Source organism: Bounagaea algeriensis, assembly GCF_054491375.1.
This window is the reverse complement of sequence record NZ_CM137102.1, coordinates 626,432-653,431: the sequence shown is the minus strand read 5'-3', so window position 1 is coordinate 653,431 and position 27,000 is coordinate 626,432. Positions and strand designations below refer to the sequence as shown.

Annotated in this window: 29 protein-coding genes; 13 read left to right on the top strand and 16 right to left on the bottom strand. The window is 68.9% G+C overall.

What is annotated here, in order from left to right:
* The 5 genes from galT to ACVGV2_RS02950 all read right to left on the bottom strand — a co-directional run bounded on the left by galT (window position 1) and on the right by ACVGV2_RS02950 (window position 4,646).
* Window positions 1-1,077, bottom strand: a complete 1,077-nt coding sequence (gene galT / locus ACVGV2_RS02970; protein ID WP_459164517.1) for a galactose-1-phosphate uridylyltransferase — start codon at window positions 1,075-1,077, stop codon at window positions 1-3.
* Window positions 1,074-1,946 (bottom strand): DeoR/GlpR family DNA-binding transcription regulator, encoded by an 873-nt coding sequence (locus ACVGV2_RS02965; RefSeq protein ID WP_459164516.1) that lies wholly within the window; start codon window positions 1,944-1,946, stop codon window positions 1,074-1,076. Before ACVGV2_RS02965 ends, galT begins: the two co-directional genes overlap by 4 nt.
* A 114-nt stretch (window positions 1,947-2,060) precedes the next feature.
* Complete coding sequence (locus tag ACVGV2_RS02960) at window positions 2,061-3,497, bottom strand: HAMP domain-containing sensor histidine kinase (protein WP_459164515.1); 1,437 nt, start codon at window positions 3,495-3,497, stop codon at window positions 2,061-2,063.
* Entirely contained in the window at window positions 3,494-4,186 is a 693-nt protein-coding gene (locus tag ACVGV2_RS02955) for a response regulator transcription factor (RefSeq protein WP_459164514.1), read from the bottom strand. Before ACVGV2_RS02955 ends, ACVGV2_RS02960 begins: the two co-directional genes overlap by 4 nt.
* 115 nt (window positions 4,187-4,301) lie before the next feature.
* Window positions 4,302-4,646, bottom strand: a complete 345-nt coding sequence (locus ACVGV2_RS02950) for a hypothetical protein (protein WP_459164513.1) — start codon at window positions 4,644-4,646, stop codon at window positions 4,302-4,304.
* Window positions 4,647-4,743: 97 nt separating this feature from the next.
* Between ACVGV2_RS02950 and rpmB the strand changes: the two genes are divergently transcribed.
* The 5 genes from rpmB (at window position 4,744) to bluB (ending at window position 6,683) form a co-directional block, all read left to right on the top strand.
* The gene (gene rpmB, locus ACVGV2_RS02945; protein ID WP_459164512.1) at window positions 4,744-4,980 is read left to right on the top strand and encodes a 50S ribosomal protein L28; all 237 of its coding nucleotides are present in this window, start codon (window positions 4,744-4,746) and stop codon (window positions 4,978-4,980) included.
* Window positions 4,980-5,144 (top strand): 50S ribosomal protein L33, encoded by a 165-nt coding sequence (rpmG, locus tag ACVGV2_RS02940; protein WP_459164511.1) that lies wholly within the window; start codon window positions 4,980-4,982, stop codon window positions 5,142-5,144. The genes rpmB and rpmG overlap by 1 nt, the downstream gene beginning before the upstream one ends.
* A gap of 9 nt (window positions 5,145-5,153) precedes the next feature.
* Complete coding sequence (gene rpsN / locus ACVGV2_RS02935; RefSeq protein ID WP_459164510.1) at window positions 5,154-5,459, top strand: 30S ribosomal protein S14; 306 nt, start codon at window positions 5,154-5,156, stop codon at window positions 5,457-5,459.
* Between the two features lie 2 nt (window positions 5,460-5,461).
* Window positions 5,462-5,698 carry a 30S ribosomal protein S18 gene (gene rpsR, locus ACVGV2_RS02930; RefSeq protein ID WP_459164509.1) on the top strand — a complete coding sequence of 79 codons (237 nt, stop codon included), beginning with the start codon at window positions 5,462-5,464 and terminating at the stop codon, window positions 5,696-5,698.
* 307 nt (window positions 5,699-6,005) lie between these two features.
* The gene (bluB, locus tag ACVGV2_RS02925; protein WP_459164508.1) at window positions 6,006-6,683 is read left to right on the top strand and encodes a 5,6-dimethylbenzimidazole synthase; all 678 of its coding nucleotides are present in this window, start codon (window positions 6,006-6,008) and stop codon (window positions 6,681-6,683) included.
* Window positions 6,684-6,835: 152 nt separating this feature from the next.
* On the opposite strand, the gene ACVGV2_RS02920 is transcribed toward bluB, so the two are convergent.
* The 3 genes from ACVGV2_RS02920 to ACVGV2_RS02910 are packed head-to-tail and all read right to left on the bottom strand — an operon-like array spanning window position 6,836 to window position 9,806.
* Complete coding sequence (locus tag ACVGV2_RS02920) at window positions 6,836-7,564, bottom strand: polyamine aminopropyltransferase (protein ID WP_459164507.1); 729 nt, start codon at window positions 7,562-7,564, stop codon at window positions 6,836-6,838.
* 58 nt (window positions 7,565-7,622) lie between these two features.
* Entirely contained in the window at window positions 7,623-9,227 is a 1,605-nt protein-coding gene (locus ACVGV2_RS02915) for a peptide chain release factor 3 (protein WP_459164506.1), read from the bottom strand.
* A gap of 42 nt (window positions 9,228-9,269) precedes the next feature.
* Window positions 9,270-9,806: a DUF1648 domain-containing protein gene (locus tag ACVGV2_RS02910; protein ID WP_459164505.1), complete on the bottom strand. Its 537-nt coding sequence runs from the start codon at window positions 9,804-9,806 to the stop codon at window positions 9,270-9,272.
* Between the two features lie 267 nt (window positions 9,807-10,073).
* On the opposite strand from ACVGV2_RS02910, the gene ACVGV2_RS02905 reads away from it, so the two are divergent.
* The 5 genes from ACVGV2_RS02905 to ACVGV2_RS02885 all read left to right on the top strand — a co-directional run bounded on the left by ACVGV2_RS02905 (window position 10,074) and on the right by ACVGV2_RS02885 (window position 15,033).
* Window positions 10,074-10,601 carry a pyridoxamine 5'-phosphate oxidase family protein gene (locus tag ACVGV2_RS02905; protein WP_459165846.1) on the top strand — a complete coding sequence of 176 codons (528 nt, stop codon included), beginning with the start codon at window positions 10,074-10,076 and terminating at the stop codon, window positions 10,599-10,601.
* Between the two features lie 216 nt (window positions 10,602-10,817).
* Window positions 10,818-11,663, top strand: coding sequence for a hypothetical protein (locus ACVGV2_RS02900; RefSeq protein ID WP_459164504.1), 846 nt, complete (start codon window positions 10,818-10,820; stop codon window positions 11,661-11,663).
* On the top strand, window positions 11,660-11,914 hold the full coding sequence (locus ACVGV2_RS02895; protein ID WP_459164503.1) for a hypothetical protein: 255 nt from the start codon (window positions 11,660-11,662) through the stop codon (window positions 11,912-11,914). Before ACVGV2_RS02900 ends, ACVGV2_RS02895 begins: the two co-directional genes overlap by 4 nt.
* Before the next feature lie 856 nt (window positions 11,915-12,770).
* Window positions 12,771-13,790 carry an SRPBCC family protein gene (locus ACVGV2_RS02890; RefSeq protein WP_459164502.1) on the top strand — a complete coding sequence of 340 codons (1,020 nt, stop codon included), beginning with the start codon at window positions 12,771-12,773 and terminating at the stop codon, window positions 13,788-13,790.
* A 370-nt stretch (window positions 13,791-14,160) separates the two neighbouring features.
* A complete protein-coding gene (locus ACVGV2_RS02885; protein ID WP_459164501.1) occupies window positions 14,161-15,033 on the top strand; it encodes an alcohol dehydrogenase catalytic domain-containing protein in 873 nt (290 codons plus the stop codon).
* 228 nt (window positions 15,034-15,261) lie between these two features.
* Here ACVGV2_RS02885 and ACVGV2_RS02880 read toward each other — a convergent pair whose 3' ends face one another.
* From ACVGV2_RS02880 to ACVGV2_RS02860, 5 genes are all read right to left on the bottom strand, one after another.
* Window positions 15,262-16,134, bottom strand: coding sequence for a hypothetical protein (locus ACVGV2_RS02880; protein WP_459164500.1), 873 nt, complete (start codon window positions 16,132-16,134; stop codon window positions 15,262-15,264).
* 130 nt (window positions 16,135-16,264) lie between these two features.
* Window positions 16,265-16,900, bottom strand: coding sequence for an endonuclease (locus tag ACVGV2_RS02875; RefSeq protein ID WP_459164499.1), 636 nt, complete (start codon window positions 16,898-16,900; stop codon window positions 16,265-16,267).
* 412 nt (window positions 16,901-17,312) lie between these two features.
* Window positions 17,313-18,254 (bottom strand): ABC transporter substrate-binding protein, encoded by a 942-nt coding sequence (locus tag ACVGV2_RS02870; RefSeq protein ID WP_459164498.1) that lies wholly within the window; start codon window positions 18,252-18,254, stop codon window positions 17,313-17,315.
* A gap of 433 nt (window positions 18,255-18,687) precedes the next feature.
* Window positions 18,688-19,056: a hypothetical protein gene (locus tag ACVGV2_RS02865; RefSeq protein WP_459164497.1), complete on the bottom strand. Its 369-nt coding sequence runs from the start codon at window positions 19,054-19,056 to the stop codon at window positions 18,688-18,690.
* A 3-nt stretch (window positions 19,057-19,059) separates the two neighbouring features.
* Window positions 19,060-20,085 (bottom strand): LCP family protein, encoded by a 1,026-nt coding sequence (locus tag ACVGV2_RS02860; protein WP_459164496.1) that lies wholly within the window; start codon window positions 20,083-20,085, stop codon window positions 19,060-19,062.
* A 471-nt stretch (window positions 20,086-20,556) separates the two neighbouring features.
* Between ACVGV2_RS02860 and ACVGV2_RS02855 the strand changes: the two genes are divergently transcribed.
* Window positions 20,557-20,793: a hypothetical protein gene (locus ACVGV2_RS02855; protein WP_459164495.1), complete on the top strand. Its 237-nt coding sequence runs from the start codon at window positions 20,557-20,559 to the stop codon at window positions 20,791-20,793.
* Window positions 20,794-20,993: 200 nt separating this feature from the next.
* A complete protein-coding gene (locus ACVGV2_RS02850) occupies window positions 20,994-22,598 on the top strand; it encodes a serine/threonine-protein kinase (protein WP_459164494.1) in 1,605 nt (534 codons plus the stop codon).
* A gap of 719 nt (window positions 22,599-23,317) precedes the next feature.
* On the opposite strand, the gene ACVGV2_RS02845 is transcribed toward ACVGV2_RS02850, so the two are convergent.
* From ACVGV2_RS02845 to ACVGV2_RS02835, 3 genes are read right to left on the bottom strand one after another with little or no spacing between them, the layout of a single operon-like run.
* Window positions 23,318-23,620 (bottom strand): hypothetical protein, encoded by a 303-nt coding sequence (locus ACVGV2_RS02845; protein WP_459164493.1) that lies wholly within the window; start codon window positions 23,618-23,620, stop codon window positions 23,318-23,320.
* A gap of 41 nt (window positions 23,621-23,661) precedes the next feature.
* Entirely contained in the window at window positions 23,662-25,410 is a 1,749-nt protein-coding gene (locus tag ACVGV2_RS02840) for an alpha/beta hydrolase (protein WP_459164492.1), read from the bottom strand.
* Between the two features lie 6 nt (window positions 25,411-25,416).
* Window positions 25,417-25,689, bottom strand: a complete 273-nt coding sequence (locus ACVGV2_RS02835; RefSeq protein ID WP_459164491.1) for a hypothetical protein — start codon at window positions 25,687-25,689, stop codon at window positions 25,417-25,419.
* Window positions 25,690-25,856: 167 nt separating this feature from the next.
* On the opposite strand from ACVGV2_RS02835, the gene ACVGV2_RS02830 reads away from it, so the two are divergent.
* Entirely contained in the window at window positions 25,857-26,357 is a 501-nt protein-coding gene (locus tag ACVGV2_RS02830) for an HD domain-containing protein (RefSeq protein ID WP_459164490.1), read from the top strand.
* Window positions 26,358-27,000 lie beyond the last annotated feature (643 nt).

Genomic DNA, 27,000 nt, shown 5'->3' with positions numbered 1-27,000 from the left:
TCAACGCAGCCGCTGCGCGATGCGTTCCGGAGTGACGTCGTTGATCCACACGGCCATGCCCGACTCGGACCCTGCCAGGTACTTGAGCTTGTCCGCCGAGCGACGCACGGAGAACAGCTCGAACCGCAGCCACGCGAGGTCCCTGCCGGTGTTCACGGGAGCCTGGTGCCACCCCGCCACGTACGGCAGCGGCCGATCGTAAAGCCCGTCGAGCCGGCCGAGCACGTCGAGGTGGAGCGCCGCGAAGTCGTCGCGTTCGGCCTCGGTGAGCGCGGGCAGGTCCGGCACGCGGCGGTGCGGCACCACGTGCACTTCCACCGGCCAGCGCGCCGCGGCGGGCACGAACGCCGTCCAGTGCTCCGAGCTGGTGATCACGCGCCGCCCGCTCGCCCGCTCAGCGGCGAGCACGTCGCCCTGCACGTGGCTGCCGTGCCGCTCGTAGTGGTCGCGAGCGGTGGCCAGGTGGCGCTGCGTGCGGGGCGTGACGAACGGGTAGCCGTAGATCTGCCCGTGCGGGTGGTGCAGGGTCACGCCGATCTCCTCGCCCCGGTTCTCGAAGCAGAACACCTCCGCCACGCCCGGCGAGGCGCCGACCGCCGCGGTGCGGTCGGCCCAGGCGTCGACGACGAGCCGCGCGTGCTGCCTGCTCAACCGGGCGAACGCGGAGCCGTGCTCGGAGGTGAAGCACACGACTTCGCAGCGGCCGCGCGCCGGGGCGCTCGGCACCACGGACGTGCCGTCGACCGCCTCCGGCACGTCCGCACCGACGGCGCGGGAGAACGAGGGGAACTGGTTCTCGAACACCGCGACGTCGTAGTCTCCCTCCGGGATCTCGGTGGGCCTGCCGGGCGCGCTCGGGCACAGCGGGCAGTCGTCGGCCGGTGGTTTGTAGGTGCGGGACTGGCGGTGGGCGGCGATCGCCACCCACTCCCCGGTCAGCGGGTCCTGCCGCACCTCGCCGGCGGGGGCCTGTTCGGGCAGGTCGCGCGTGTCGGCGGCGAGGCGTTCCGGGGCCTCGTCGTGGTCGAAGTAGATGATCTCCCGGCCGTCGGCCAGCTGCCGTGCCGTGCGCTTCACTGCTGCTCCGTTCCCTGCTCCGTTCCCTGCTCCGTTCCCTGCTCCGCGTCCTCGCCGAACCCGGCGGGGGAATCCGCGCCACCGGTGCCGCCGGGCTCGCCGCGGGCGAGCTGCACCTGCGGGATCTCCTCGCGCAGCGCCGCCGCGGCCTCCTCGTCCAGTCCGGTGTCGCTGACGAGCAGGTCCACTTCGGTCAGCTCCACGATCGTGGAAAACCCGACGGTCGACCACTTGGCGCTGTCGGCGAGCACCGCCAGGCGCGCGGCTGCCTGCGCGAAGGCCCGGTTGGTTTCGGCCTCGGCGAGGTTGGGGGTGGTGAACCCGGCGGAGGTGGCCATGCCGTGCACGCCGAGGAACACCAGGTCCAGGTGCACCGAGCGCAGCGCCGCAGTGGCGACCGGGCCGACGAGCGCGTCGGACGGGGTGCGTTCTCCGCCGGTGAGCACGACGCTCTGGTCTGAGCGGCCGAGGCGCCACAGGGTTTCGGCGACGCGGACCGAGTTGGTCACCACGGTCAGCTCGGCGATGTCTGCCAGGTGCCGCGCCAGCGTCCACGTGGTCGTGCCCGCGGTGATCCCGATGGCGCTGCCGGGTTCGACCTGCTGCGCGGCCAGCCGCGCGATCCCTTCCTTCTCGGCGCGCTGCCGGGCGGATTTGGCTTCGAACCCGGGCTCGTCGGTGCTGTTGCCGGTTCCGGCGGTGGCACCGCCGTAGACCTTCTCCACGAGTCCGCGCCGTGCCAGCGCGTCCAGGTCGCGGCGGATGGTCATGTCGGACACGCCGAAGCGCCGCACGAGTTCGCTGACGCGGACCGCGCCGCTGCGCCGGACCTCCTCGAGGATCGCGTCCTGCCGTTGCCGCGCGAGCATGCCGCACCCCGCATCCGTCAGTGGAACCGAATCAAACAGAACCGAACACTACCTTGCCGCTGAAATACGCTCCCAGTGGGGTTTCCAGCAGTGCGGAACGTGCGGTGTTGTGCGTTACTGTTGGTTCTCCGACGGATTTCCGGGCAGGGACACGTGCAGCAGCGCACCGCCGTTCGGCGCGTCACCGGCCCAGACGTGCCCGCCGTGCCGCTCGGCGACCTGCTTCACGATCGACAACCCCAACCCGGAACCCGGCAGCGGACGCGACTCCGAGGACCGGTAGAACCGCTCGAAGACGTGCGGCCGGTCGGCCGGTTCGATGCCCGAGCCGCTGTCGGCCACCTCCAGCGCGGCGAAGCCGGTGCCCTCCTCGGCGCGCAGATCCACGCGCACCTGACCGTCCTCGGGGCTCCACTTGGCAGCGTTGTCCAGCAGGTTGAGCACGGCGCGTTCGAGCGCGGTGGCATCGCCGAGCAGCAGCCACGGGCGGGTGTGCACGTCGAAGCGCACGCGCGGCGCGCGCCGCTGGGCCCGCGCCAGGGCGCGCTCGACGACCTCGCTGAGCTCCACCGGCTCGTGCACGGCCTGCGGCGCGTCCTCGCGGGCCAGTTCCACCAGATCGCCGACGAGCGCGGACAGCTCGGACAGCTGCGCCCGCACGTCGGCGAACATCTCCTCGCGGTCCTCGTCCGACAGCTGCGGCGCGCCCGGCTGCGACTCGGCCAGGAGCAGTTCGAGGTTCGTGCGCAGCGAGGTCAACGGGGTGCGCAGTTCGTGCCCGGCGTCGGCGACCAGGCGGCGCTGCTGCTCCTGCGACTCGGCCAACGCCCCGAGCATGCCGTTGAAGCTCGTGGTCAAGCGGGCGAGCTCGTCATCACCGCTGACGGGGATCGGCTGCAAGTCCCCGGTCGCGGCGACGCGCTCGGTCGCGGCGGTGAGCCGCTTGACGGGTCGCAGCCCGGCGCGGGCCACGGCCGTTCCGGCAGCCGCCGCCAGCAGGATCCCCGCACCGCCCATGACGACCAGCACCACGGACAGCTGCGCCAGGGTCTGCTGCGTCGGGTTCAGCGACGTCGACAGCACCAGCGCCGAGCCCTTGCCCGCGGGCACGGCCACGACGCGGTGGTTCGTCGCCTGGTCCGTGCGCAGCGAGCGCTGGGCCTGGCCGTGCGCCACCGCGAGCTCGTCGCCGCCCGTCGGCGGACGCTCGCCGGCCGAGACCTCGCCGCCGTTGGCGAAGAGCACGCTCATCCGCATGTTCGTCGCCGACAGGAACGCGGCCGGCATGCGCTGCAGGTCGGGCGTTTGCACCAGCGGGCCTTCGGCTGCCTGCACCGCGCGTTCGGTCAGCGAGTTGTCCAACTGCTGGTACAGGCTGTCGCGCACGGTGACGAACGCGGCCACGGACACCAGCGCCACGGCCCCGGCCACGCAGATCGCCGCCAACCAGGTGACCCGGTTGCGCAGCGACACCCGCTGGAAATGGGCCCGCGGGCGGGTGATGCGGTCCGTGCCGGCGAGATCGGGCGGCGGGGGCGCGGACTCGGTCACGGCGGTGTCTCACGCAGCACGTAGCCGACCCCGCGCACCGTGTGGATCAGCCGGGGCTCCCCTTCCGCCTCGGTCTTGCGCCGCAGGTATCCGACGTAGACCTCGAGCGCGTTGCCGGAGGTCGGGAAGTCGTAGCCCCAGACGTCCTCCAGCAGCCGGCTGCGGGTCAGCACCTGCTTCGGATGGCCCATGAGCAGCTCCAGCAGCGCGAACTCCGTGCGCGTCAGGCTGATCGGCCGCTCGCCCCGCCGCACCTCGCGGGTGCCCGGGTCGAGCTCGAGATCGGAGAACCGCAGCGCCGGCGGGACGTCCTGCGGCGACTCGGGCGGCGTGGCGCGGCGCAGCAGCGCCCGCAGCCGCGCCATCAGCTCTTCCAGCGCGAACGGTTTCGGCAGGTAGTCGTCCGCACCCGCGTCGAGCCCGGCGACGCGGTCGGAGACCGCTTCGCGCGCCGTTAGCACGAGGATCGGCAGATCGTCACCGGTGCTGCGCAGGCGCCGCGCCACTTCCAGCCCGTCCACGCGGGGCATCATGACGTCGAGAACCATGGCGTCCGGCCGGTTGTCGGCCAACTGGTCCAGCGCTTGCTGGCCGTCCGCGGCCAGCTCCACCTGGTAACCGTTGAACCGCAACGATCTGCGCAGCGACTCGCGCACGGCACGATCGTCGTCGACGACGAGGATGTGCATGCCCGCCAGTGTTGCTCCTCGCCCTGAGAACCGCCTGAGAGGGTTCCCCGCGCGTGTCGGGGGGTGCGCTGCCTCACCCGCCGCGGCGAGCCGCTGGGGCGAACACGATCGGCGTTCAGCCCTCGCCGTCGTCGACCTCGACCGCTCCGGCCGGCCTGGTGGCCGACTCCTCCCCGCACGGGTCGGCGTGCCACGTGCCGAACGGGTCGGGGTAGGCGACCCAGCCCTCGCGCCCGGCGGCGAGCTCGGCGTCGGTGAGCAGCGTCCGGCGCAGCGCCCGGTCGGCGTCCTCCGGATCGGCGTCGTGCGTGATCACCACGAGCTCCTGCACCCGGTCGCCGTAGCGCTCGTCCCAGCTCAGCGAAGCCTTGAGGTGGTGCTCGGAGTCGAGCTCGGCGCGCTGCCCGGCGTCCAGCGCGGCCACGAGCAGCGGCGTGCGCTGGTCCTCGGACGGCCCCATCCCCACCCCAATCGGTAATGGTTTTCATCTGCTGGCGGACACGCTATCCTGATCCCGAGCAGATATGAAAATGGGTTTCATTATCGAGAGGTAGGTCATGTCGAAGCGGTGCCAAGTGACCGGGCGCGTGCCCGGGTACGGCAACCACGTCTCGCACTCCCACCGCCGCACGCGCCGGCGCTGGGAGCCCAACCTGCAGCGGCGGCACTACTGGCTGCCGTCCGAAGGTCGCTGGATCCGCCTGCGCGTGTCCGTCAAAGGCGTGAAGACGATCGACAGGCACGGCATCGAGACGATCGTCGCCCGGATGCGGAAACGAGGGGAGCGCGTCTGATGGCCGCCGGCGAACTGCGCCCGATCGTGAAACTGCGTTCCAGCGCCGGAACCGGCTTCACCTACGTCACCCGGAAGAACCGCCGCAGGACACCGGATCGGCTGCGACTGCGCAAGTACGACCCCGTCGTCCGCAGGCACGTCGAGTTCCGCGAGGAGCGCTGAAGGAGCACCGTGGCCAAGAAGTCGAAGATCGCCCGCGACCAGCAGCGGCGCGAGGTCGTCACCCGCTACGCGCAGCGCCGCGCCGAGCTGAAGCGCATCATCTCGACGCCGGACACCACGCCGGAGCAGCAGGAGCGGGCCCAGCGCGAACTGCAGCGCCAACCCCGCGACGCCAGCCCCACCCGGGTGCGCAACCGCGACGCGGTCGACGGCCGCCCCCGCGGCTACTTCCGCAAGTTCGGCCTGTCCCGCATCCGCCTGCGCGAAAAGGCCCACGCGGGCGAACTGCCCGGCGTCACGAAAGCGAGTTGGTAACGATGGCCCCTCCGCAACGCCGTCCGCGGCGCAAACCGAACCTGCTCGTGCGGGAAGGCGTCACCCGCGTGGACTGGAAGGACACCACGCTGCTGCGGAAGTTCCTCTCCGACCGCGGCAAGATCCGCTCGCGGCGGGTGACCGGGCTGACCGCCCAGCAGCAGCGCGAAGTCGCCCGGGCCATCAAGAACGCGCGGGAGATGGCGCTGCTGCCCTACCCCCGCCCGAAACCCCGCTGAGCAGGAGCGGAAACACGTCGAAGACCCCTGCGCCGCACGCGGCGGGCAGGAGGCGAACCGCCCGGGAAGCAACTCCGGCAGCTCCCCGGCGGGGACCGCCAGCGGTGCGGTGACCGCGTTCCGCGCGGACCCGGAACGCAGGTCCCGGCCGCGCGGCGGCCCCTCGCAGCGCCCGGTCGGGCAGGGCACGTCCCGGCCGGGCACCGCACCCCGCCAGCGGCGGGCGCCACCACCGGCGGCAGGTGGCGGGCATCACCAGGACACCCCGGCACGGGCACGCCCCGCAGCGGAGGCAGGATGGTCGCCGATGAGCGCACGACCAGAACAGCAGCGGTTGGACGACACCGGCCCGGGCGCCGACCTGTACGACGTGATCAACCGGCGCCGGGACGTGCGCGCCGAGTTCACCGGCGAACCCCTCGCCCCGGAGGTGCTGCACCGGGTGCTCTCCGCCGCGCACAGCGCGCCGAGCGTCGGCCTGTCGCAGCCCTGGGACTTCGTCCTCGTGCGCGACGTCGCCACGAGGCGCTCCTTCCGCGAGCACGTGCTCGCCGAACGCGACGTCTTCGCCGCCGAACTCGACGGGGAACGCGCGGAGACGTTCGCCAAGATCAAGGTCGAGGGCATCCTCGAATCGACGCTGAACGTGGTCGTGACCTACGACCCGGACCGCGGCGCCCCCGCGGTCCTCGGCCGGCACGCCATCGCCGACGCCGGGCTGTACTCGGTGTGCCTGGCGATCCAGAACCTGTGGCTGGCCGCCACCGCCGAGAACCTCGGCGTCGGCTGGGTGAGCTTCTACCGCGAGGAGTTCCTGCGGCAGCTGCTGGACATCCCCGCGCGGGTGCGGCCCGTCGCCTGGCTGTGCCTCGGGCCGGTGCACGAGCTGGCCGAAGCTCCCGACCTGGAACGGCACGGCTGGCGCAGCCGCACGCCGCTGGAAGAACGCGTGCACCACGAGTCCTACGGCCGCGGCGACCGGTGAACCACCGGTCGTCCGAAGGGGACGGATCCGTCCTCGTCGGACGAATCTGCTCGCCGTCCAAAGTGGCTGCTCGAGGTCGAACACCCGGAGCGCGAGCCTTTCCGGGGTTCCAGCAACGGAAGTCCGCACGCAACGCGACCCGAGACGTGCTGCTACCTGACGACGTCCTCCAGCACGGCCGTGTAGACGGTGTTGCTGGACCGCCCCCGGGTGTACGGATTGCTGAAGGTCACCACGTGCGCCCGCGCCGTGGCGAACACCTCCCCGAGCGCTGCGATGAGCTCCTCCTGCGGCGGATCGTCCGACCACAGCGCGAAAACCCCGCCCGGGTGGAGATGCCCGGCGAGCCGGCGCAGCCCTTCCGCCCCGTAGAGCCAGGCGTGGCTCGGGTCCAGCACGTGGCTCGGCGAGTGGTCGATGTCGAGCAGCACGGCGTGGAAACGTCGACCCGGAGTCTCGGCGTCGAACCCGCAACTGCCACCGGCCATCGCGAAGAAGTCCCCGTGCACCAGGTGGGTGCGCGGGTCGGACGTCAGCTCCTCCCCCAGCGGCAGCAGGCCGCGCCGGTGCCACTCGATGACTTCGCCGAGGGACTCCACCACGTGCAGCGAACACACCCGCTGGTCCTCCAGGGCGGCGCGCGCCGTGCAGCCGAGCCCGAGCCCGCCGACGACGACGTCGAGCTCGGTGGCCGGTGACGCGGCGAGCCCGAGCCGTGCGAGTTCGGTCTCCGCCACGGTGAACAGGCTGGACATGAGGAACTCGTCGTCGAGCTTGATCTCGTGCACGTCCCGTTCCAACGACCGGTCCCAGCGGCGACGCAGGCTGACCAGGCCGATCGGCGTCTCGCGCCAATCGAGTTCTTCGAAGCGGGCGCTCAATGGCGTCATCCCTTCTGCCGGACGGGACAGCGGCACGTCTGCCGCGCCGGTGGTGAGGCTACTCGGCGGTGCCGAGGACGTGTCGCAGGTCCAGTTCGGGGCGCAGGCGCAGCAGCGAGCGCAGCGCGATGTTGTCGGTGAACACGGCCAGCAGCGAGCCGTCGCGGCGTTGCAGGACCTCGCTGGTGCGGGTCTGCAGCTGCGGCCGCTGCTGCGGATCGCCGACCAGCCGCACCACGTGGTACGGCAGCCGCTCCAGTGTGATCGGGGCGCCGAACTCGCCCTCCATGCGCTGAGTGGCCACGTCGAACTGCATCGGCCCGACCGCGGCGAGCACCGGCGCTCCCCGCCCGCGCTCCTCGGAATGCAGCACCTGCACCACCCCCTCCTGGGACAGCTGCTCGATACCGCGGCGGAACTGCTTCGAACGGCCGGGATCGGTCGCGCGGGCCACGGCGAAGTGCTCCGGCGTGAAACTGGGGATGCCGGGAAACTCCACCGCCGGTTTGCCGCTGTAGAGCGTGTCGCCCACGCCCAACGCCGACGCGTTGACCAACCCGACAACGTCGCCGGGATAGGCCGTCTCCACCGTGTCGCGCTGCTGCCCGAAGACCTGCTGGGCGTACTTCGTCGCGAACGGCCTGCCAGTGGCAGCATGCGTCGCGGTCATCCCGCGGTGGAACTCCCCGGAACACACGCGGGCGAAAGCCACCCGGTCACGATGCGCCGGATCCATCCCGGTCTGCACCTTGAACACGAACGCCGAGAACGATTCGTCCACGGGCCGGGCGTCACCGCGGGCGTCCGCGCGCGGGCCCGGCGCGGGCGCGAGCCGGACCAGCAGGTCGAGCAGCTGTCCCACGCCGAAGTTGCGCACGGCCGAACCGAACAGCACCGGACTCGCCGACGCGGCATGAAACGCCGCGGTGTCGAGATCGCCGCCATCGGCCGAGAGCAGTTCCGCCTCCTCCACGGCCTGCTGCCACTCCGCACCCAGCTCGACAGCGGCCTCGTCCGGTGCCAACCGGCGCTCCGCCGCGAGGTGCGCACCGGCCGCCTGACGCTGGTAGCCGACGAACTCGCCGCTGTCCCGGTCCAGCACGCCGCGGAAGTCCCCGGCAACACCGACCGGCCAGGTCAGCGGCATCGGCCGCAGCCCGATCTTCGCGCGCAGCTCGTCGCACAGCTCCAGCGCCTCGCGGCCGGGCCGGTCCCACTTGTTGATGAACGTGATCACCGGGATGCCGCGGTGCCGACACACGTCGAACAGCTTGAGCGTCTGCGGCTCCAGGCCCTTGGCCGCGTCCAACAGCATCACGGCCGAATCCACCGCCGCCAACACGCGGTAGGTGTCCTCGGAAAAATCCGCGTGGCCCGGCGTGTCCAGCAGGTTGATCACGCTGTCGCCGTAGTCGAACTGCAACGCCGCCGACGTGATCGAAATACCCCGACTGCGCTCCATGTCCAACCAGTCGGAAACCACTCCACGCCGCCCGGCCTTGCCGTGCACCGCGCCGGCTTCGGAAATCACCCGCGCGTGCAGCGCCAACGCCTCGGTCAACGTCGACTTACCCGCATCCGGATGACTGATCACGGCGAACGTACGACGCCGCGCCGCCTCCCACGCCGGATCGGCATCGTGCGCGTCGGATGCCGCGCCCATCAGGTCTCCCTCGCTTCTGCCTGTTCGCTCGTACTCCCCGGATCAGCCCTGCGCCTGCAGCTTCGCCTTCTCCGCTCGGTCGCGCAGGGCGACGAGGATCACCGGGAGCAGGCCTGCGGCGATCAGCCCCAGCACGACGGGCAGCAGCCACGGAGCCACCGCGGACGTCTGCTCGGTGCGCCACATCACCGCGCACAGGGGCAGGAACGACACCCCGCACGCGGCGTTGAGCACCAACACCGCCTTCGCGGTGCGTGCGGCCGAGGCGCGGGTGGCCGGACGCTTGACCATTCCGGGCACGCGGTCGCGCGGTAGTTCGCTCTCCGGGACCGTCCGCGCGGCGCCGAACGCGCAGCCGCCCAGCAGCAGCGTCATCCCGAGGTAGGTGAGCGGGAGCACGAAGACCGCGCCGACGGACTTGCGCGACCACGCGTCCACCCCGCCCGGCCCGATGTGCTTCGGCACCAGTTCGGGCAGTTCCGGATATGCCATCGCACCCCAGGTGCCCATGGCGATCAGCAGCGCGATGCTCGGCAGCAGCCACGGCCACGGGAACGCCGGGCGGGAATCCGCGGTCATCACCATCCTACCGGGTAGCTCGTCCGATTCGTGCAGTGCCCGCCGGGAGACTACCCGGCGGTGCAGCTCCGGCGAGACCGGCTGCGGCGGGGGTCGGCATCGGCGGGGCCGGCTTCTGCGACAGGCCCCCTGCGAAGATCGGCTCCGGTGGGGTCGGCATCGGCGGGGTCGGACCGGCTCCGGCCGCGGGCCCACCTCGCCGCGACGAGCTCCCCGCACCCGCCGAACGTCCCGGAACTGTCGGTGGTCTCCGGCAGGATGCGCGGCATGTACGAGTCCGAGACCGAGCTCGACGAACTCCAGCAGCTGCTCGACGCTTCCCTGGCCCGATCCAGCGGGCACCTGCGGTCCATCGTCACCGGCGAGCGCACGCTCACGGCGCGGCAGCTGGTGGACGTCGTCAGCGGCATGTGCACCCTCGCGATCTCCACGGTGACCGCCGGTGGCGAGCCGCGGATCAGCGGCGCGGACGGCCACTTCCTGCACGGGCGGTGGGTCTTCGGCACCGACAGGTCGGCCGCGAAAGCCGCGCACCTGCGAGCGCGGCCCGCCGCGAGCCTCGCGCACCTGCGCGGGGAACAACTCGGCGTGTTCACGCACGGTGCGGCCGAGACCCTCAATCCCACCGACGGTCCCCAGGATCCGCACTGGCCCGCGGTGCTGGAGCACCTCACCGAGCACTACGGGGACTCGCCGCTGAACTGGGGCGACGTCGTCTACTACCGGCTCGAGCCGCACTGGATGGTCGTCTACGGCGATCCGGGCGAGCTGACCGGCGGCGCTCGGGACGAGTAGCACCGGCTGTTCGCCCCGCGGGGCGCACAGGCACTCCAACATCAGTGCCGTCAGCATCGGCTGCTGCCCCGGGCCCCATCTGAGCAGGCCGCGGAACGCTTCCAGCAAGGTCGGGGTTGCAGACAGCCGCCCGCGGCCGTCTGCAACCGGTGGTCACCGCCACGCAGGTTTACGGTGGTGGAATCTCGCGCAACCTGCAGAACGCTGAGGTGGGAGATGTCCGAGCGCGCACCGGAAGACCCTCAGGAGAACCGTAGCGGAACGGGCTCGCCGGGCGGGGGAGCAGAGCCGGAACCGGATCAGAGCGAGCTCGAGGGGCGCAGCGAGCAGCACGGGGAAACACCCGATGTCTACCTGAACGTTCCGGTTCTCAAAGTCGACGAGATCAACCTCGATGTCGAGGATCTCCGCGCCCGCGTCTCGCTGCAAGCCGAGGTACTGGATCTGCTCAAGCTCAACGTGGGCGTGGACGCCCACCTAGGGCATGTCGGCCTCGAGATCAACGGTGTCGAGGCCGAAGCTCTGCTCAAAGTTCGCCTCGACAACGTTGCGGCGATTCTCGATCGCGTGTTGAAGACGATCGATCGCAATCCGCAGATCCTCGAACACATCACCCGGGGTGTGGAATCGGCTGCCCGCAGCGTCGGTGAAGGGGCCGGTGAAGCGGTCCGCCAGGTGGGTCACGGCGCCGGTGAGGCGGTCGAAGAGGTGGGCGAGGGCGCCGGAGGGGCCGTTGACCAAATAGGGCGCGGTACCGGCGAAGCCGTGCAAGACGTCGGAGAAGGCGCAGGTGAGGCCGTGCAAGACGTCGGAGAAGGCGCGGGCGAAGCCGTGCAAGACGTCGGAGAAGGCGCGGGCGAGGCGGCCCAAGACGTCGGGCGAAGCACCGGCGAAGCCGTCAGTTCGACCGGCGAGCAGCACGGCACGCGGAGTGCTGGGGGAAAAGAGCAGGAAGCCGGGGAACCCCGCCGCCGCAGGACGAGCAAGCGCTCGGGAACGGCGTCCGGCAACCGGGAGTCTCCGAGAAGACCCCGGCCGCGGGAGGGGGGAGAGAACGCGTGACCGACGAGCAGCCGCCGGACGTGGAGTTCACCAGCACGGTCAGCGCGCACGAGCTGCGCTTCCGCGAGGTCCCGGAGAGCCGGGTGACCTTCACGGGGAACCCGGATCACGAGTCCAGCTCGGGCAGCGATCGCACCAACCTCCCCGACGCGGTTTCGCCGCGAGTCACGTACCGCGACATCCGGGTCGACTACCACATCGTGTCCCGGTTGAGGGCGGACAACGCTCGGGGGTGGCAGCAACGCTCCTGAACAGCAGCGCTGCTCGTGCGCGCTGAATAGTCGGCGCAACAGCGGGGTAGTCGGCGGCGAGGGCCGCCCGACGGCCACGTGCGTCGCATCCAGGTCTTTCGACCTGGTAGAGCCGGCGGAGATGCGCGATGCTTTTCCCGAGGAGCGCCGCAGCAAGCATCACGACGGGGGGAAGAGATGAAAACAGGACCTCGGATCGTCGCCGCAGTGGCCGTCGGTTACGTCCTCGGACGCACCCGGCGGATGAAAATGGCGATCACGGTGGGAGCTTTCCTGGCGGGGCGACGATTCGGAACCAACCCGAAGGAGCTGCTGCAGAAGGGCAGCGATCTCCTCTCCTCGTCGCCTGAGCTCAGCGAGCTCAGCAGCACGCTCCGCGGAGAGCTGCTCCAAGCAGCGAAAACAGCGGCCACTGCTGCTGCGAGCAACAAGATCGATGCCTTGGGTTCGAATCTGACCGAACGCGCCGCCAAGATCCGCGAGCCGAGTTCCGACGAGGCCGAGTCCTCCGACGAGGCCGAAGCGGACGAGCAACAGGCCTCGTCGACGGAAGCGGCAGACCAGCAGCGAGCGGAACCGGAGGAGGAACCGCGCTCGCGGCGCCCCGAAGGAGCACAACCACGCTCCACTCGTGCAAGCGATCGGAACACCGCAGAACGTTCGTCGCACGAGCGTGGACCTTCCGATCGCTCCACGGCGCGATCGAGACACCCGCGCCCACCTGCGTCCGACCGGTCGAAGCCGAAACCTCCCGCCACCCCTCGCCGCAGGGCGGCGGAGTCCGACCCGAGCAGCGGATCGCAGGAGGAGGGGACACCGAGCAAGAGTTCGACGCGTCGGAAACGGAGTGGCAACGATGGCTGATGACAACGAGGCCGAGCGCGGAGCAGGCCGCAGCCTGTTCGACGAACTCCCGATCGGCCACCTCAAATCGGCCGGCAAGGAACTCCTGGACGCGCTGGTGACTCGGGCGATCCGCTCGGTCAGCGGCAAAGTCGATTCTTTGACGGGACGGCTGACCGATGTTGCGGAGAACGGCGGCTCCGGACTCATGGCGGCCGTTACGGGCGCCAAGGAGGTGGCTGAAGGCGGCTCCCCCGCCAAGGGTGCGCTCAAGGCCGGCGTGACCGGAGTGAAGGAAAAGGCGAAGGAAGCCGTGGGCGCCGGCAGCAGTGGTGGTAGTTCCGGGGGCGGCGGGAGCAGCGCGAAAGTCGTCAACATACTCGAGGAGTTCGACGTCGGCTTGCCGCTGCGGGTCGCCTACAACCAGTGGACGCAGTTCCAGGATTACCCGGGCTTCACCCGCAAAGTCGAAAGCGCCGAACAGGAATCGGATGAAAAGGTCAACTGGAAGGCGCAAGTGTTCCTGTCGCACCGCAGCTGGGAGTCGACGATCATCGAACAGGTGCCGGACGAACGCATCGTGTGGCGCTCCAAGGGTTCCAAGGGGCATGTCGACGGTGCCGTAACCTTCCACGAACTGGCGCCGAGCATGACGCGCGTGCTCCTCGTTCTGGAGTACCACCCGCAGGGTTTCTTCGAGAAGACCGCGAATCTCTGGCGCGCGCAGGGACGGCGCGCTCGGTCGGACTTCCGGCACATCAAACGTCACATGATGACCAGCACCATCCTGGAACAGGAGGAATCCGAAGGCTGGCGCGGCGAAATTCGCGACCGGGAGGTCGTGCGGAGCCACGAGGACGTGCTCCGCGAGGAGCAGGAATCCAACCAGAGTGAAGATCACGACTACCAGGAGGACGAGGAACCGGACTACGACGACGAACAGTACGCGGAGGACGACTACGAAGCGTACGAGGACGAGCGGGGCGATGCGGCGCGGCACGACGAGTACGAATACGAGAAGGCCGATGAATAGTCTCCTACCGCCGCAGATCACGAGAAGAGCGGCACAGGACGGACTTCCGGCGAAAGCGGAACCTGATGCCCTCGGCAGATCGCGGCGAACCCCTTGCCGCAGCCGGACTTCGGGAGCAGGTTAGCGGCGCTCGAACCCCGCAGTCGAACCGTTGGACACCAAAACCCCTCCGAACGATGAAGAATCCGATCACCGCACATGAGCCTGCCCACCGATCCACTCGTGCGCCGCGACGCCGCTGGCGTTCTCGGTTGACTTCGAGTGCAGTCGAAGTTCTACGTTGCCGTTGTTCGGGCGGCGACCGGCCTCTCATCAACGACCGGCCCGCCCCATCAGCGACACGCAACGCGGAAAGGGCGGAGTGGTGGGCATGCAGGTGGTACAGGTGACGGGTTTCGGCGATCCGGCGGTGTTGAAGGCGGCCGATGCTCCCGATCCAGAACCCGGCCCCGGCGATCTCCTGGTTGAGGTGGAGGTCGCTGAGGTGTTGTTCCTCGACACCCAACTGCGCGCCGGCTGGGGTCGCGATTTCTTCACCGTCGAACCGCCGTTCGTCCCGGGCGTCGGCGTCGCCGGCCCGGTCCGCGCGGTTGGTGCGGGAGTCGACGCCGACTGGGGCGGTCGGCGGGTCATCGCGAGCACCTCGGCACCCGGCGAGTACCGCGGGGGCGGCTATGCAGAGCGCGCCGTCGCACCCGCGGCCCACGCCCACGTGATCCCCGACGGCCTCGACGCGCAGCACGCGATCGCCGCGCTGCACGACGGAGCGATGGGCATCAGTCGCGTGGCGAAGGCCGGGCTCCGCGTCGGGGACGCCGCGCTGATCACGGCGGCGAGCGGTGCGATCGGCACCTGGCTGGTTCCGCTGTTGAAGGCCGACGGCGTGACCGTCATCGCCGCCGCACGCGGCGAGCGGAAGTTGGCGCTGGCGGCCGAACGCGGTGCGGACGTGGTGGTGGACTACGGCGCCGACGGCTGGACGGACCAGATCGACCGCGAGGTCGACGCGGTCTTCGACGGCGCGGGCGGCGAGATCGCCACCGGGCGCTCGGACGGCTCCGGCGCGGCGGGCGGTACTTCTCCTACGGCTCCGCCACCGGATCCTTCCCCGACATCGAGGCCGCGGCCGCCCAGCGCGACATCGAGGTCATCGGGTTCCACGAGCGGTTCACCGCCGACGACATGCGCCGCGCGACGTCCGCAGCCCTCCAGCTGCTCACCGACGGGACGGTGGACGCCGTGATCGGACAGGTGGCCGCGCTCGATCAGGCGTGCAACGCCCACGCGGCGATCGCCGACCGCAGTGTCGCCGGCAAGACCCTGCTGATGCCCCGATGAGCGGCCCCTTCAAACTCTTCGACGCCGCCGCTCGTGCCGGCTCTGCCATCGCTGCCGCGTCGGCACAGCGGTGTCGGCGACCGGGCCAGTGGCTCGCTCACCGGTCAGCCGGGATCATCGGCCGCTCACGCCGTCATGCACCAGCGGCCGCGCTGAGCCGGATGGTGGCGATCGCCTTGTCGTCGTGGCCCTTCGACCGGGGGAACTGCTTCCCCGCGGGATCCGTGCGAGCTTCCCACTCGTGCGCGGTGGCGAGGAGCTCGTGCAGCCCGCTCGTGGAGCGGGTGGCGATGCTGCCCCAGTCCTGCGGTCCGATGTGCTCGAGCGTGTTGTAGGCGCCGTCGGTGGCCAGCACGGCCCACGGCACGTGGCTGCGCGGACGCGTCGCCACGCAGGCGTGCTCGGCCGCTCGCGGCTCGGCTTCGGCGATCCAGTAACCATCCGGCTGGTTGCGGTAGCGAGCTTGGTGCTCCTGCAGTCGACGCAGCAGATCGCGGTGGTACTCGTCGTAGCCGCTGCCGCGGGCGAGTCGAGCGCGGTACTCGGCCCGTTCCGGCAGGTCCAACGCGTCGATGCGCTCGTCCACCACCACGCCATCGGGCAGGACGATCGGCGTGTCGCCCAGCACGAGGGTGTCCACCTCGTCCTCGCGGACGCGCAGCACGGCGACGGTGCTCGTGGGCGCGTAGCCGGGGACGAGTTCCAACTTGTCGGCGGTGTCGGCGATCGCGCGCGCCAGGGCCGCGGTGAGCTCCACGTCCGGCTCGTGCGCCAGGCTGCGCCGCAGGGATGCGCCGAGTTCTGCGGCGTAGGTGCTCACCGGCACGGACACCGGACGGAACGCAGAAGCCCCGTCGAGCACGACGACGGCGTTGTCCGTCGTGAAGATCTTGTCATCGCTCTCGTCGAAGTCCGGCAGCTGCGCGGCAGCCACGGACAGCGCTGCACCGGACATGGCCTCATCAGACATGGAGCCTGCCACCAACTCGCTGTGCACGTTCTTCATGCGTCACGCTCCGCTCCCAGCAGGTCGACGTTTCGGCGCGGGCACCGGAGGTGCTGCGGTCGTTCCTCGGCGGCGAGGTGAACCCCCGCGGCCGGCTGATCGAGCAACGTGCCGAGTGCTCGCGGTGCGATCACGCCGGGACGGGAAGCGCGTTGCGGATCGTCTTGTCCGCGGTGACGCGGACGAGCGCGGCGGCCAGGTGGGCGAGTTCGTCCTCGGCGACGAGCTCGGCCAGCTTCTCGGAATCGGTGGGCAGCCCGATCCGCTCGGCGCCGTTGCGCGACTTCTTGTCGAAGTAGGGGCGGAGTTCGGGCCAAACGGCCTGGGCTTCGCGGCAGAAGATGTCCACGCCGACCGGTCCGAGGCGCGGTACTTCGCGGAGCCGCTCGCGGAGCGCGTCGACGTTGCCGTCCGCCTTCGCCCGGAGCTTGCGCAGGTCACCGCGGTGCTCGTCGAGCAGCAGCTGCGCGCCGTCGCCGAGCGCGCTGGCGGTGCTCTCGTCGTAGCGCACGTAGTGCCCCCGCCCGAGAGCATCGACCCGGTCCTGCCAGCTCGCGTCCAACATCTTCTGCGGCGTGCTGTAGGCGCGGAGTTCCCGCGCCGCGGACAGCGCGATCTCGGCCTTGATCCGCGTGGACAGCAGCACGGACAGCACCAGGAGCCGGTAGAGCGGGGAGGGCTGGTCCCGGAGTTTGATCCCGGCTTCGGCCGCGTAGGTGGTACCTGCCCGGTCCAGCAACGCGCGAGCCGTGTCCTGTGCGGTCATCGCCAACACCTCGTTCGATGCGCAGCGGGTCACCGAAACTCCTCCACGACCGCGTACCCACCACGCCGCTTCCCTATTCGGGGTTTCCGGGAGAGGGGCCGGACCTGCTCGCCGCGGTCGAGCGCACCCGGACCCGGCTCGAGCGCTCCGCCGCGGTCAGCTGAGACAGGGCCGCGTGCGCCCCTGCAGGCCGTGCTCGAAGTGCAGCCGCGTCCACGCGTCGTCCACAGATATCCGTAAACAGCTCGGACCGAGCCTCCTAGTGTTGATCGGAGAACTCCGAACGGAGCCGCTTCCTGACAGCCCCTGGGAAGGGTCCGCGTTCCCAGCCCGGAGGTGGGGATTCGCACCCCCGGGAATCCGTTTCGCACAGCGGATTCCCGGGGGAGTGCGGTCTTTCGAGGGCTCGCTGTTACTCGCTGAACACGCGGTGCAGGTCGTCGAGCACGCGGTTGGCCGCGAGCGGTCCGATGCCGAGGAACCACGTGTCGTCCGGGACCGGCTCGGCGTGCTGGTTCTGCACGGCGTTCAGCGCGGTCCACTGCGCTGAGCCGCGGATGTCGTCGAGCTGGTTACGCCCCTGGGCACCGTAGGTCGAGTAGAACACGTAGTCGGCGTCGGCGGCGCCGATCCGCTCGCGGCTGATCTCGGTGAAGGTGCCGCCGATCTGCTGGTTCTTCGGGCGCTCGAGCCCCGCGTCCTGCAGGATCGTGCCGATGAACGATCCGGTGCCGTACAGGCGGAGCTGTTCGCCGGTGGCGCGCAGCGCGCTGACCGTGGGGGCGTTCTCCCCACCGCCCACGAGTTCGCGGAGCTGCCTGGTGCGCTGGTCGTAGTCGCGCATGAGCTGCTCGGCCTTCTCGCCCTTGCCGAGCGCTTTCGCGTACAGCCGCAGGTTCTCCTTCCACGGTGCGCCCGTGGTTTCGCTGAACACGGTGGGTGCGATCTTGCTGAGCGTGTCGTAGCGCTCTTCGTCGCGGACCTTGCTGGACAGGATCAGATCGGGGTTCAGCGATGCGATCGCTTCCATGTTCGGCGAGCCGATCGTGCCCACGGTTCGGATGTTGCCCTCGGCCGCCTCGTTCAAGTAAGGGGGCAGGCCGCCCTGCGTGTCGGCGAGGACGGTACCGACCGGTTGCACGCCCAGCGCGAGCGCCGTGTCGAGTTCCCCCGTGTCGAGGACGACGACGCGCTTCGGGTCGCTCGGGACCTGCGTTTCGCCCATCGCGTGCTGGATGACGGGACCGTCCGCACCGGCCTGCTGCCCACCGGTGCCGGAGGACCCGCAGCCGGCCACCAGGGCGAGAACCAGGGCGATCACGAGCGCGCCGGCGCTCCGGAGATGTCTGTGCATGTTCGTCGGCCGTTTCCGAATCGGGGTTGTTCCAGTGGGGCATCCGGCCAGCGAGGACCCCAGGTATGCCGGGGGTCGGCTCGCCGGAGGAGGCAAACGGCGCTGGTGAAGCCTCTCCACTGTCGTCGCCGGAAGCATAGGCAAACCTAACCTAACCAGAAGAGCGAGGCCAAGCGACCCGGAGCATGGTCCCGTGCAAGAACTTCAACCTCGCAGGCACGCGCGTCGGAAACCTGATCCTCGGCGAGCTGGGGTTTGGCCTTCCTGCTGGAAGCCGGCGACGAGGCTTGCCGAACATCGGAAAGACAACCCAGGGGGCCGGGTGTCCAGGTGCGTGTTGTCGTTGTCGAGGCCAGGGTTACCCAGTGATGCTCGCCAGTGCCGTCGTGCGGATGGGTAGCGACTGAGGGGCCATGCAGGTTCGCGGCCGCAATCAGGTTGTTGACTTCGTCTCGATGGCGTCCGTGTTGAGCGTCAGTCCGGTTCCCCGGCATCGCGGGCACATGCGCTGACCAGCACCGACCGGGGAACCACGTTCCTGTGCATGCTGAACGTGGACGGCTTCAATCTGCCGCTGCCCGGCGCAGTGCTCGCACACTGGCCGGGGCCACAGCGCTCGCGGGAGTGCTTCAGCGTGCCGAATCACGGTCATGCGCTGGTCGCGCAGTTCTTCGGTTTCGTCGTCTTCTGGTCGTGCGTGTCGACGGCCTGTCGGTGCTGCTTCGTCGAGGGCTCGCTCGAACCCGCGCAGAGCCTGTTCCAGTTCCGTGCCGAACGACCCTCGTTTGCTCGTGTTCACCATGGTTCACCCCGCGTTGGCCGGATCGGTGATGACGTCCGGCGGAACCGGTGTGTCGTTGGCCAGGGCGCCGAAAAGCCGCTGCGCGGCGTCGCTGTCCCACTCGACCACGGAAGTCCCGTCCTCGGTTTCGCCGAAACCGCCGAAAGGCACCGTCGTGGTCACACCCTTGCCGGAGGCGATGCCCTGCATGGCGAAGCCGAGCCTGCCGAAGTGCCAGACGTGGTCACCACTGTCCACGCGGAAGGACTGCGAGGTGTCGAGGATCAGCGGGAACAACCGGAACGGGTTGGCCAACACCTGCGGGCTGGAGACCTTCTCGGTCAGCGCTGCCAGGAACTGCCGCTGACGCTGGATCCGGTCGAGATCACCGTCCGCGCTGGCGCGGCTGCGCACGAACCCGAGCGCCTGCGGACCGCGCAGCGTTTGACAGCCGGGCTGCAGGTCCAAGTTCGCCTTCGGGTCCTGCATGGGTTCCTGGACGCACACGTTGACCCCGCCGACCGCGTCGGTGATGCCGGCGAAGCCGCCGAGACCGACCTCGGCGTAGTGGTCAACGCGCACGCCCGTGTTGCTCTCCACGGTCTGCGTGAGCAGCTGCGGGCCGCCGTAGGCGAAGGCGGAGTTGAGTTTGTCCTCTCCCCGCCCGGGAACGTTCACCAGCGAGTCCCGCGGCAGGCTCACCATCGTCGGTTCGCCCCCGCTTTCCGGGACGTGCACGAGCATCACCGTGTCGGTGCGCCGACCGGCAGCGTCACCGGTGCCGAGCTCGGCCCGTTGTTCGCTGCCCAAACCCGCGCGGCTGTCCGAGCCGACCAGCAGCCAGTTCGTGCCCGGCCCGTCCTGAGGCCGATCCGTCCCGGCCGGCAACGCCGGCCCGCGCTTGAGCGAAAAATCCACATAGGCCAGAAAGCCGACCAGCGCCAGCAGCAGCACCAGGAGCACGACGATGAAAGCGCGCCCCCAGCGCCGCTTCTTCGGCGGCCCCGGAGAACGCGGCTGCGCCCGGTAACGCGGTTGCGCGTACGCCATAGGTGTTTCGTTCCTTTTCTGCACCAGCTCGCCAGCGAGCCGGAATGGTCAAATCCAACTGTGACCCCCGACCATCCGACAGGCGAGCATGCCAGCTGTCGAAGGTTTTGCCACAGGAGGAATCCCACAGAAGGGAAAACGATTCCACCTCCTGGGGACAACTTCTCAATAACATCACCGCGCCACAGGATATTCAGCGCCAGCTCCGACCAGTACAATCCGGAAGCGGAATATTTGATACCGCTTTTACGTTCCGCGTATTCGTGCTCGCTGTCAGTGTTGCGACCAGGGGTTGTAGTGCGTAGACGCAGTTCTGCACAATCACGAACCATGAATTACTACCCCCGGCACGGACCACATCCTCATCCGCCGCAAAACCCGGGCCATTACCCGCCACCGCCCGGCGACCACTACGGCGAGAAGCCTCACCACGGAGGTGGATCCGACGCGGTCGCGAACATCGTGCGCATCGTGACCGGCCTCGTCGTGGCGACTTTCGTGCTGCATATCCTTTTCACCGTTTTCGAGGCCAACCAGGGCAACGAATTCGTCTCGTTCGTCTACGGATCGGCGCAGGTCCTGGTGCTTGGTCTCGGCGACGTGTTCACTCCCGACGACGCCGTGCTCGGAGTGGTGCTCAACTACGGGCTGGCCGCGCTGATCTACCTCGTCATCGGCACCTACGTCATCAAGCTGCTGCGCCGCTGACAGACCCGGTAAGTGGCTCTCGGCAATGGCCGGGACGGGCCAATAGTGCTGGTCTCGCTGTGCGGACCAGGAACCGAGAAGCTGCGACGTGCGCTGCTGGCGCTTGCCGCGAGTGGCGGTCCCACCCCTCTCGCCGGCAGGCGCCAGCTCATGCGGGGGCGGTTGCTGCCCGGCCCGGGCGATGAAGGAACATGCGATTCGTGAGTGACGCAGGGGGCCTGCTCGCCGACCGCTACCGGCTGCAGCGGCGACTCGGCAGCGGTGCGATGGGCGTGGTGTGGCTGGCCACCGACGAGCGGTTGCAGCGCCCGGTTGCAGTCAAACAACTCGCACCGCAGCACAGAGCCGATGCTGCCCAATCCGACGAAGCGCAACAGCGGGCCATGCGTGAAGGCCGCATCGCGGGACGGCTGCACCACCCCAACGTCGTCGCGGTCCACGACGTGACCGAGCACGAGGGCCTGCCCGTGCTGGTCATGGAATACGTGCCCGCGCGCAGCCTCGCCGACGTGCTGATCGAGCGGGGCACACTCGCCCCCGCGGAGGCGGCCGCGATCGGCGGCCAGGCCGCGGAGGCGCTCGTGGCCGCGCACGAAGCCGGCATCGTCCACCGGGACGTGAAACCGGGCAACGTGCTCATCACCGAGGACGAAACTGTCAAGATCACCGACTTCGGCATCGCGCACGCCGCCGGCGACATCACCGTGACGCAAACCGGGTTGCTCAACGGAACGCCCGCGTTCCTCGCACCCGAGATCGCCCGTGGCAATCCCCCCGCACCAGCCTCCGACGTGTTCTCCCTCGGCGCCACGCTCTACGCCGCCGTCGAGGGGCATCCGCCGTTCGGGCAAGGGACGGACAACGCGTTGGCCGTCCTGCACGAGGCCGCCGCCGGAGATATCCCGCCCCCGCAGTGCGCGGGCCCGCTCGCTCCGGTCCTCGCCCAGGCCATGGCGGCTGACCCCACCGCCCGGCTGGGGCCGCAACAGCTGGGCACCAAGCTGCGCACCGTCACGTCGGACCGCTCGGCCGCCGCCACTCAGCCCATCGGGGACGCGCCGACTCAACCTATGTCGGCGGTGGTCGCCTCGGCCGGAACTCGCGGAGGCACCCGGGTGGCCGCTGGTCTTGCACCGTGGTCCGGGCAGGACACGGGCACGGCCAGTCGGCGCCGCCGACCGTTGCTGCTGACAACCATCCTCACAGCCGTGCTGCTCGTCGGTCTGAGCACCATCCCACTCCTGACCACGGGCGAGGATGCACCGCCGGCACGAGCGAAACCCGCGGTCACACCGGGGGAACTGGAACGCGTGGTTTCCGACTACTACGCCCTGCTGCCGGGCCACCCCGGAAACGCGTGGAGCCGCCTGGGACCGCGGATGCGCGCCCAGGGCCAGCAGCAATACCACAACACCTGGCGCCAAGTCTCCGATCTCACCGTTACCGCACCGCCCCGTGCTGGCAGCGAGCCCCGTGCTGACAGCGAGAAGACGGTCCGCGTGAGCATCGAGCTAACCCACCCGGATGGAGCGACCGTCCGTGAACGCCACACGCTCGGCATGACGACGCGGAACGGCGTCCCGCTGATCAATTCCGACACGGTTCTGCACGCGGACACCTCGACACCACCTCCACCACCGCCACCGGAACCCGCCGAAGAGGAAGCTTCAAAGAGCGAAGGCGAAGGCTCGAACAACGAGGAAGAGAACAAGAAGGAAAAGAACAAGAAGGAAGAGAACGACAAAAAAGAAGAAGACGACGATGGAGACAAGAGGGAGAAGCACAAAAAGGACGAAGAGAATTAGTCTGCCCCTCTGAGGCTCGACCGCCTTCCCTTGAGGGGACGCCTGCCCCCAAAGATAGTCCACGACGCATTGATCGTGACAGAAATTCGTTCGATTCCCTCCTCCCGGCAGCTGATCTGTACGAGGTTTGCCGCATGCCACGCATCCACAAGCAGGCGAGCCAGTACGCCCGGAACAGCATGGCCGCCCATCGGTTGTGACCGTGGTGGCCCGGCTGCGCAGCGCAACCACGCTTTTCGCGTGAAGGCGCGCCCAGGCGGCCACCCGAGCCGCGCAGGGATGCGGCCGCCCGCCGGGCCACCTACGAGGCTCGACGGCGACCCGGCAGCCAGCCGCAAGCGAGCGTGCACAGCTGCACCCAACGGCGGTCCCTGCCGTGGACACGCCGTCTGCATTCCGCCCGCGTTCGGTGACGCCGGCCGCCCACCGCTCGCGCTCGGCCGCCGTGGGTCCGCCAGGACCGGCGCCAGCCGCACGCTCGGCGGACCCACGGCCTGGCCGCAGCGCACGGGCAAGCTGGTGGGCGGCTCTCACCGGACGCACGGGTAAGTAGGCAGGCGGCCCCGGCAGGGGCCGCCCTTGATGCAATAGAGAAAGTCTGAACACACGCACACTGAGGCTGTGCACTGGGATTTTCCGTGCTCCTGGATAGCGATCGAGGGCTGCCTCACAATCCACGGTTGGGTGTTCGTTCGCAACTGGCCGTGCCCTGCATTGCCCTATGACATGGCGGGGATGAACCACCCAACAACGGCGATTACTGCTAGGGCAAGGAAAACATAGCGCGCAATCTTGGTTGCCTTGCTTCTGTCGTGCAGCTTCGCAGTGAGTATCGCAAGCCCTACGCCCGAAATCAGAGCAAACCCGACACCAGCGAAAACGATCATCTCGTTCTCGATGGAGACCGTAGAGCTGCCAATCTTGCTCGCCACGGCGAGGGGGACAACGTAAAGCCAGATCACTACGCCGACCGCATACAGTCCCCAGCCGATGACAGCGCCGGCTGTTCCGCGCTTGTTCATGTCACGAGACATCGTTGTGCCAGAGTTCTCCATCTTGCTGCCTACTTCCCTGCGACCACACGCGCCAGGCCGTCAACCGTCTTCTCCGAGTCCCAATACCCCAGGTGGCCGCCCAGAGTCTTCGTAGGAAGTTCCCGTGCTCCGAACTCATCCGCCGACGGGTCTCTGCCGTACCAACGGTCGGCACCTGGTTCGAAAAGGTCGAGCGGGTTCCCCGAGCCCGCGGCCTTAATCGGGTCCACACCGCCGGTACCGGACCACACCTGGTGCGGCTGCACGCCGAGCTCGCTGGCGTGGTCCACGCCGACACCAGGGGAGCCCATAAATACGATGTCATCCGCGTGGACACCATGGTCCCGGGCCGCGTAGCCGACTTCGGTCGTGCCGTACGAGTGCGAAATGATCGAATTGTGGCTGGGTGATCCGTCGTGGGTGGCGCGCAGGCCCTCCTGGAACTGGGCGAGGTCCTTGCTGCCCTGCTCTGCGTAGTGCTCCGACCCCGCCGTGACCAGGGACTCAGGGCTCTCATAGTCGATATACGTCACAGACGAGAAACTCTCCCCTGGTGCGCGCTGTTGAGCCTGGTCGATCACCTTTTCCCCGTTGTGGACGTAGTCGACGGCGTTACCGAGTGACGAGTACGTCCCGGGGACCGTCGTGGAGACATGATCGGCGGTGTCGGGATTGCCACTCGCGATGATGACTTGGCCTCGATAGTTCTCTGCTGAGTCAAGCGAGAGCAGATACCGGTTGTTGCCATCACGCGTCAGGTTCTCGACCTTGTCGAGACCCTCTTCCGCGTTGCGGAGTTGGTCGAGCCGCCAGCTGTAGCGTGTGCGTTTACGCGCATCGTCTTCGCCGAACTGGGTGTTGTCCAGCCACTGCTCGTAGAACCGGATCTGCTTGCGCAAGTTCTGCCGTTGCTCCCCGAGCAGCCTGCGGTTTGCCTGGTGACGCGCCATCGCTGGTACTCCATCGGCAGACCCCACCATCTTAGGGAACCGGTCAGTGAGGTCGGCGCGCTGCGCTGACGACATCGACGACCACACCGCATTAACAGCAGCGGGACTGTTCCCTGCGGCGCGTTCAAACATGTGCTTAGTGGCCTGCTCCGCGCTGGACTCCATCGCGGTTGCCGCCTGAGCCAGTCCACCGGCGGCCGCACTGGACGGATGCACACCTGCCTGCGCCCACTTCTCGGCCTGCGAGATGCCCTTAAGCTGTCCCTTGGCCCTGTCGAGGGAGTTCACGAACGTCTCGTGGGCTGTGCGTTCTTTTTGTCGTGCTCCTTCGATCGTGGTTTTGGCTTCCTCGTAAGCCGCTTGTTGTTTGGCCTGGCGAGCTTGAGCAGCCTCGAATACTGCGAGATCGTTCGAATACCGCTCTGACTCTGCGGCCGACATTCGTCCTTTTGGCTTGTCCGGCTTCACAGCTGTGAACGGCGTCGGTGGCATGATCGTGTAAGCGCGGACTGTCAGCTCGCCATCGCGGGCCACCTGCTTGGCCTGCTCCATCCGTGCCTTCACAGTGTCGAGTTCATCAGCCAACGTGTCGTGAGCGCGAGCCGCGGCAGGGGCGACTTCCGCGAGTGCGTCACCGTCGGTGCCTTGCTGCTTCGCCCAGCCCTGGAAGGCTTCCGAGGCAGCTCCCTCCCATTCACCCGCCGCGCGTGTGTGCGACTGGTGCGCTCCGGTCGCAGCGGTTTCGGTGTGCTCCCCGAACTTGCGCAGCTCTTGCGCGAACGAGCGCGCCTCGCCGGGATTACCGGCCACGAAGGTGTTCAGCGTCATCAGTTGTCACTGCCCCAGTGCGTTGAAGAGTCCCGCGTTGTCGTCGTCGGTCGAGGCGTAGTCGGCCTTGTTCGCATCCAGGTCGGCAGCGCCCTGGTGCAGGGTTTCGACGTAGCCGGCGGTCACGCGCAGAAGATCGGCCACGGTAGCGGCGGACGCCGCGCTCGACGGCCCGAGGTCCGGCGACGAGGGTGGTTGCGCCTGCCCGAGCTCGCTCGTGGACCGTTCGATCCCGCTTGCCAGGCCTGCGAGTGTCGCCGGATCGACGCGCACGCTCACGGAGTCTCCCCACAGGTTGTTGATCACTGCCGGAGACGCACCGTATCGAACAAGCTACGGGTTCGGGTGCGGGTTTCTACTCATTCCCGCGTGATCACTCGGACAGAGCAGACGAGCAGATTACAGAACACGTTGGCCGCTGCGGGCCGCACGTTTTGGCGATCCTCGTGTCGGCTTGGCTGAATAGGGTCGCGGGAGTCGCACAGCGTGCCCGCAGCTTGCGCCCGGTCTCGGACTCGGAGGCGGATCTGTTGGAGGCCGCGGCGATCCTGCACGACGTCGGCTACGCCCCGGAGCTGGCCACGACGGGGTTCCACCCGCTCGACGGTGCCGTGTTCCTGCGCGACATCGGGGCACCGGACCGGTTGGTGCACTTGGTCGCCCACCACTCCTACGCCGCTCTCGAAGCCGACCTGCGGAACCTGTCGTCGCAGCTGTCGGAGTTCACCGATGAAGGCGGCCTCGTCCGGGATGCGCTCTGGTACTGCGACCTGAACACCACCCCGGACGGCGAGGAGGTCGACGCCCGCGAGCGCATCGCCGAGATCCAGCAACGCTACGGCCCCGAGCACCTGGTCACCCGGTTCATCACCAACGCGGCACCGGACCTGCTCGCCGCAGTCGATCGCACCCGCGCACGACTCGAGCACTCCGCCGCGGTCAGCTGAGATAGAGCCGTGTGCGCCCCTGCAGGCCGCGCTCGGTGGACAACTCACGTAGCCGTGTCCACACATTGTCCACAGATACCCGTAGACAGCTGGGTACGGATGGGCGAAGCGAGGTAGCCAGCGAACGGCCCTGCCGACTGTTCGTGCAGTTCACAGAGCCGCTCGAGCTGGTCATACCGTGCGCCCCCGGCAGGATTCGAACCTGCGACACCCACTTTAGGAGCAGAGGCTTGCGGGTGAGTGCCGGTGTTTGTCGGTAGCTGTCGTGTGCTGTGAGGACGCCGTCCGCGTCGTACCGGTCCTTTGCCAGTAGTTGCAGCCACTTGCAGTGGTTTCATGGCAATAAGGTGGTAACGCGCCGTGAAGCGAACGTGCGTGCCTGGCCCGCCGTGGGACGGCTGTCCGTAGGCCACAGCGACTCGGTCAAACTCCGAACCCGCGGATTAGGGGGCGACGTCTGCCGTCAGTTGTCGCCGTGTCGCAGTAGTCGCGGTGTCGTGCGATGTTCGCAAATGCGAATACCGGCTGTTGGGGATGCTCAGTGGTTGTTTGCCGTCGTTTTGTGGGGGTTAAGTGGGGCTGAGTTCCGTCGGCTTAGGCTCGGCGCAGCGCCGCGTTACCCGCTTCCGACGGCGTTTCCTCT

Coding starts and splice junctions, on each gene's coding strand:
- ACVGV2_RS02885 (WP_459164501.1), top strand. CDS start 14,161: ATGCAGGTGGTACAGGTGACGGGTTTCGGCGATCCGGCGGTGTTGAAG.
- ACVGV2_RS02890 (WP_459164502.1), top strand. CDS start 12,771: ATGGCTGATGACAACGAGGCCGAGCGCGGAGCAGGCCGCAGCCTGTTC.
- ACVGV2_RS02870 (WP_459164498.1), bottom strand. CDS start 18,254: ATGCACAGACATCTCCGGAGCGCCGGCGCGCTCGTGATCGCCCTGGTT.
- ACVGV2_RS02910 (WP_459164505.1), bottom strand. CDS start 9,806: ATGACCGCGGATTCCCGCCCGGCGTTCCCGTGGCCGTGGCTGCTGCCG.
- ACVGV2_RS02845 (WP_459164493.1), bottom strand. CDS start 23,620: ATGAACAAGCGCGGAACAGCCGGCGCTGTCATCGGCTGGGGACTGTAT.
- ACVGV2_RS02915 (WP_459164506.1), bottom strand. CDS start 9,227: ATGGGCGCGGCATCCGACGCGCACGATGCCGATCCGGCGTGGGAGGCG.
- ACVGV2_RS02880 (WP_459164500.1), bottom strand. CDS start 16,134: ATGAAGAACGTGCACAGCGAGTTGGTGGCAGGCTCCATGTCTGATGAG.
- ACVGV2_RS02865 (WP_459164497.1), bottom strand. CDS start 19,056: ATGGTGAACACGAGCAAACGAGGGTCGTTCGGCACGGAACTGGAACAG.
- ACVGV2_RS02900 (WP_459164504.1), top strand. CDS start 10,818: ATGTCCGAGCGCGCACCGGAAGACCCTCAGGAGAACCGTAGCGGAACG.
- rpmB (WP_459164512.1), top strand. CDS start 4,744: ATGTCGAAGCGGTGCCAAGTGACCGGGCGCGTGCCCGGGTACGGCAAC.
- ACVGV2_RS02965 (WP_459164516.1), bottom strand. CDS start 1,946: ATGCTCGCGCGGCAACGGCAGGACGCGATCCTCGAGGAGGTCCGGCGC.
- ACVGV2_RS02840 (WP_459164492.1), bottom strand. CDS start 25,410: ATGACGCTGAACACCTTCGTGGCCGGTAATCCCGGCGAGGCGCGCTCG.
- ACVGV2_RS02950 (WP_459164513.1), bottom strand. CDS start 4,646: ATGGGGCCGTCCGAGGACCAGCGCACGCCGCTGCTCGTGGCCGCGCTG.
- ACVGV2_RS02860 (WP_459164496.1), bottom strand. CDS start 20,085: ATGGCGTACGCGCAACCGCGTTACCGGGCGCAGCCGCGTTCTCCGGGG.
- bluB (WP_459164508.1), top strand. CDS start 6,006: ATGAGCGCACGACCAGAACAGCAGCGGTTGGACGACACCGGCCCGGGC.
- ACVGV2_RS02905 (WP_459165846.1), top strand. CDS start 10,074: ATGTACGAGTCCGAGACCGAGCTCGACGAACTCCAGCAGCTGCTCGAC.
- rpmG (WP_459164511.1), top strand. CDS start 4,980: ATGGCCGCCGGCGAACTGCGCCCGATCGTGAAACTGCGTTCCAGCGCC.
- rpsR (WP_459164509.1), top strand. CDS start 5,462: ATGGCCCCTCCGCAACGCCGTCCGCGGCGCAAACCGAACCTGCTCGTG.
- ACVGV2_RS02955 (WP_459164514.1), bottom strand. CDS start 4,186: ATGCACATCCTCGTCGTCGACGACGATCGTGCCGTGCGCGAGTCGCTG.
- ACVGV2_RS02875 (WP_459164499.1), bottom strand. CDS start 16,900: ATGACCGCACAGGACACGGCTCGCGCGTTGCTGGACCGGGCAGGTACC.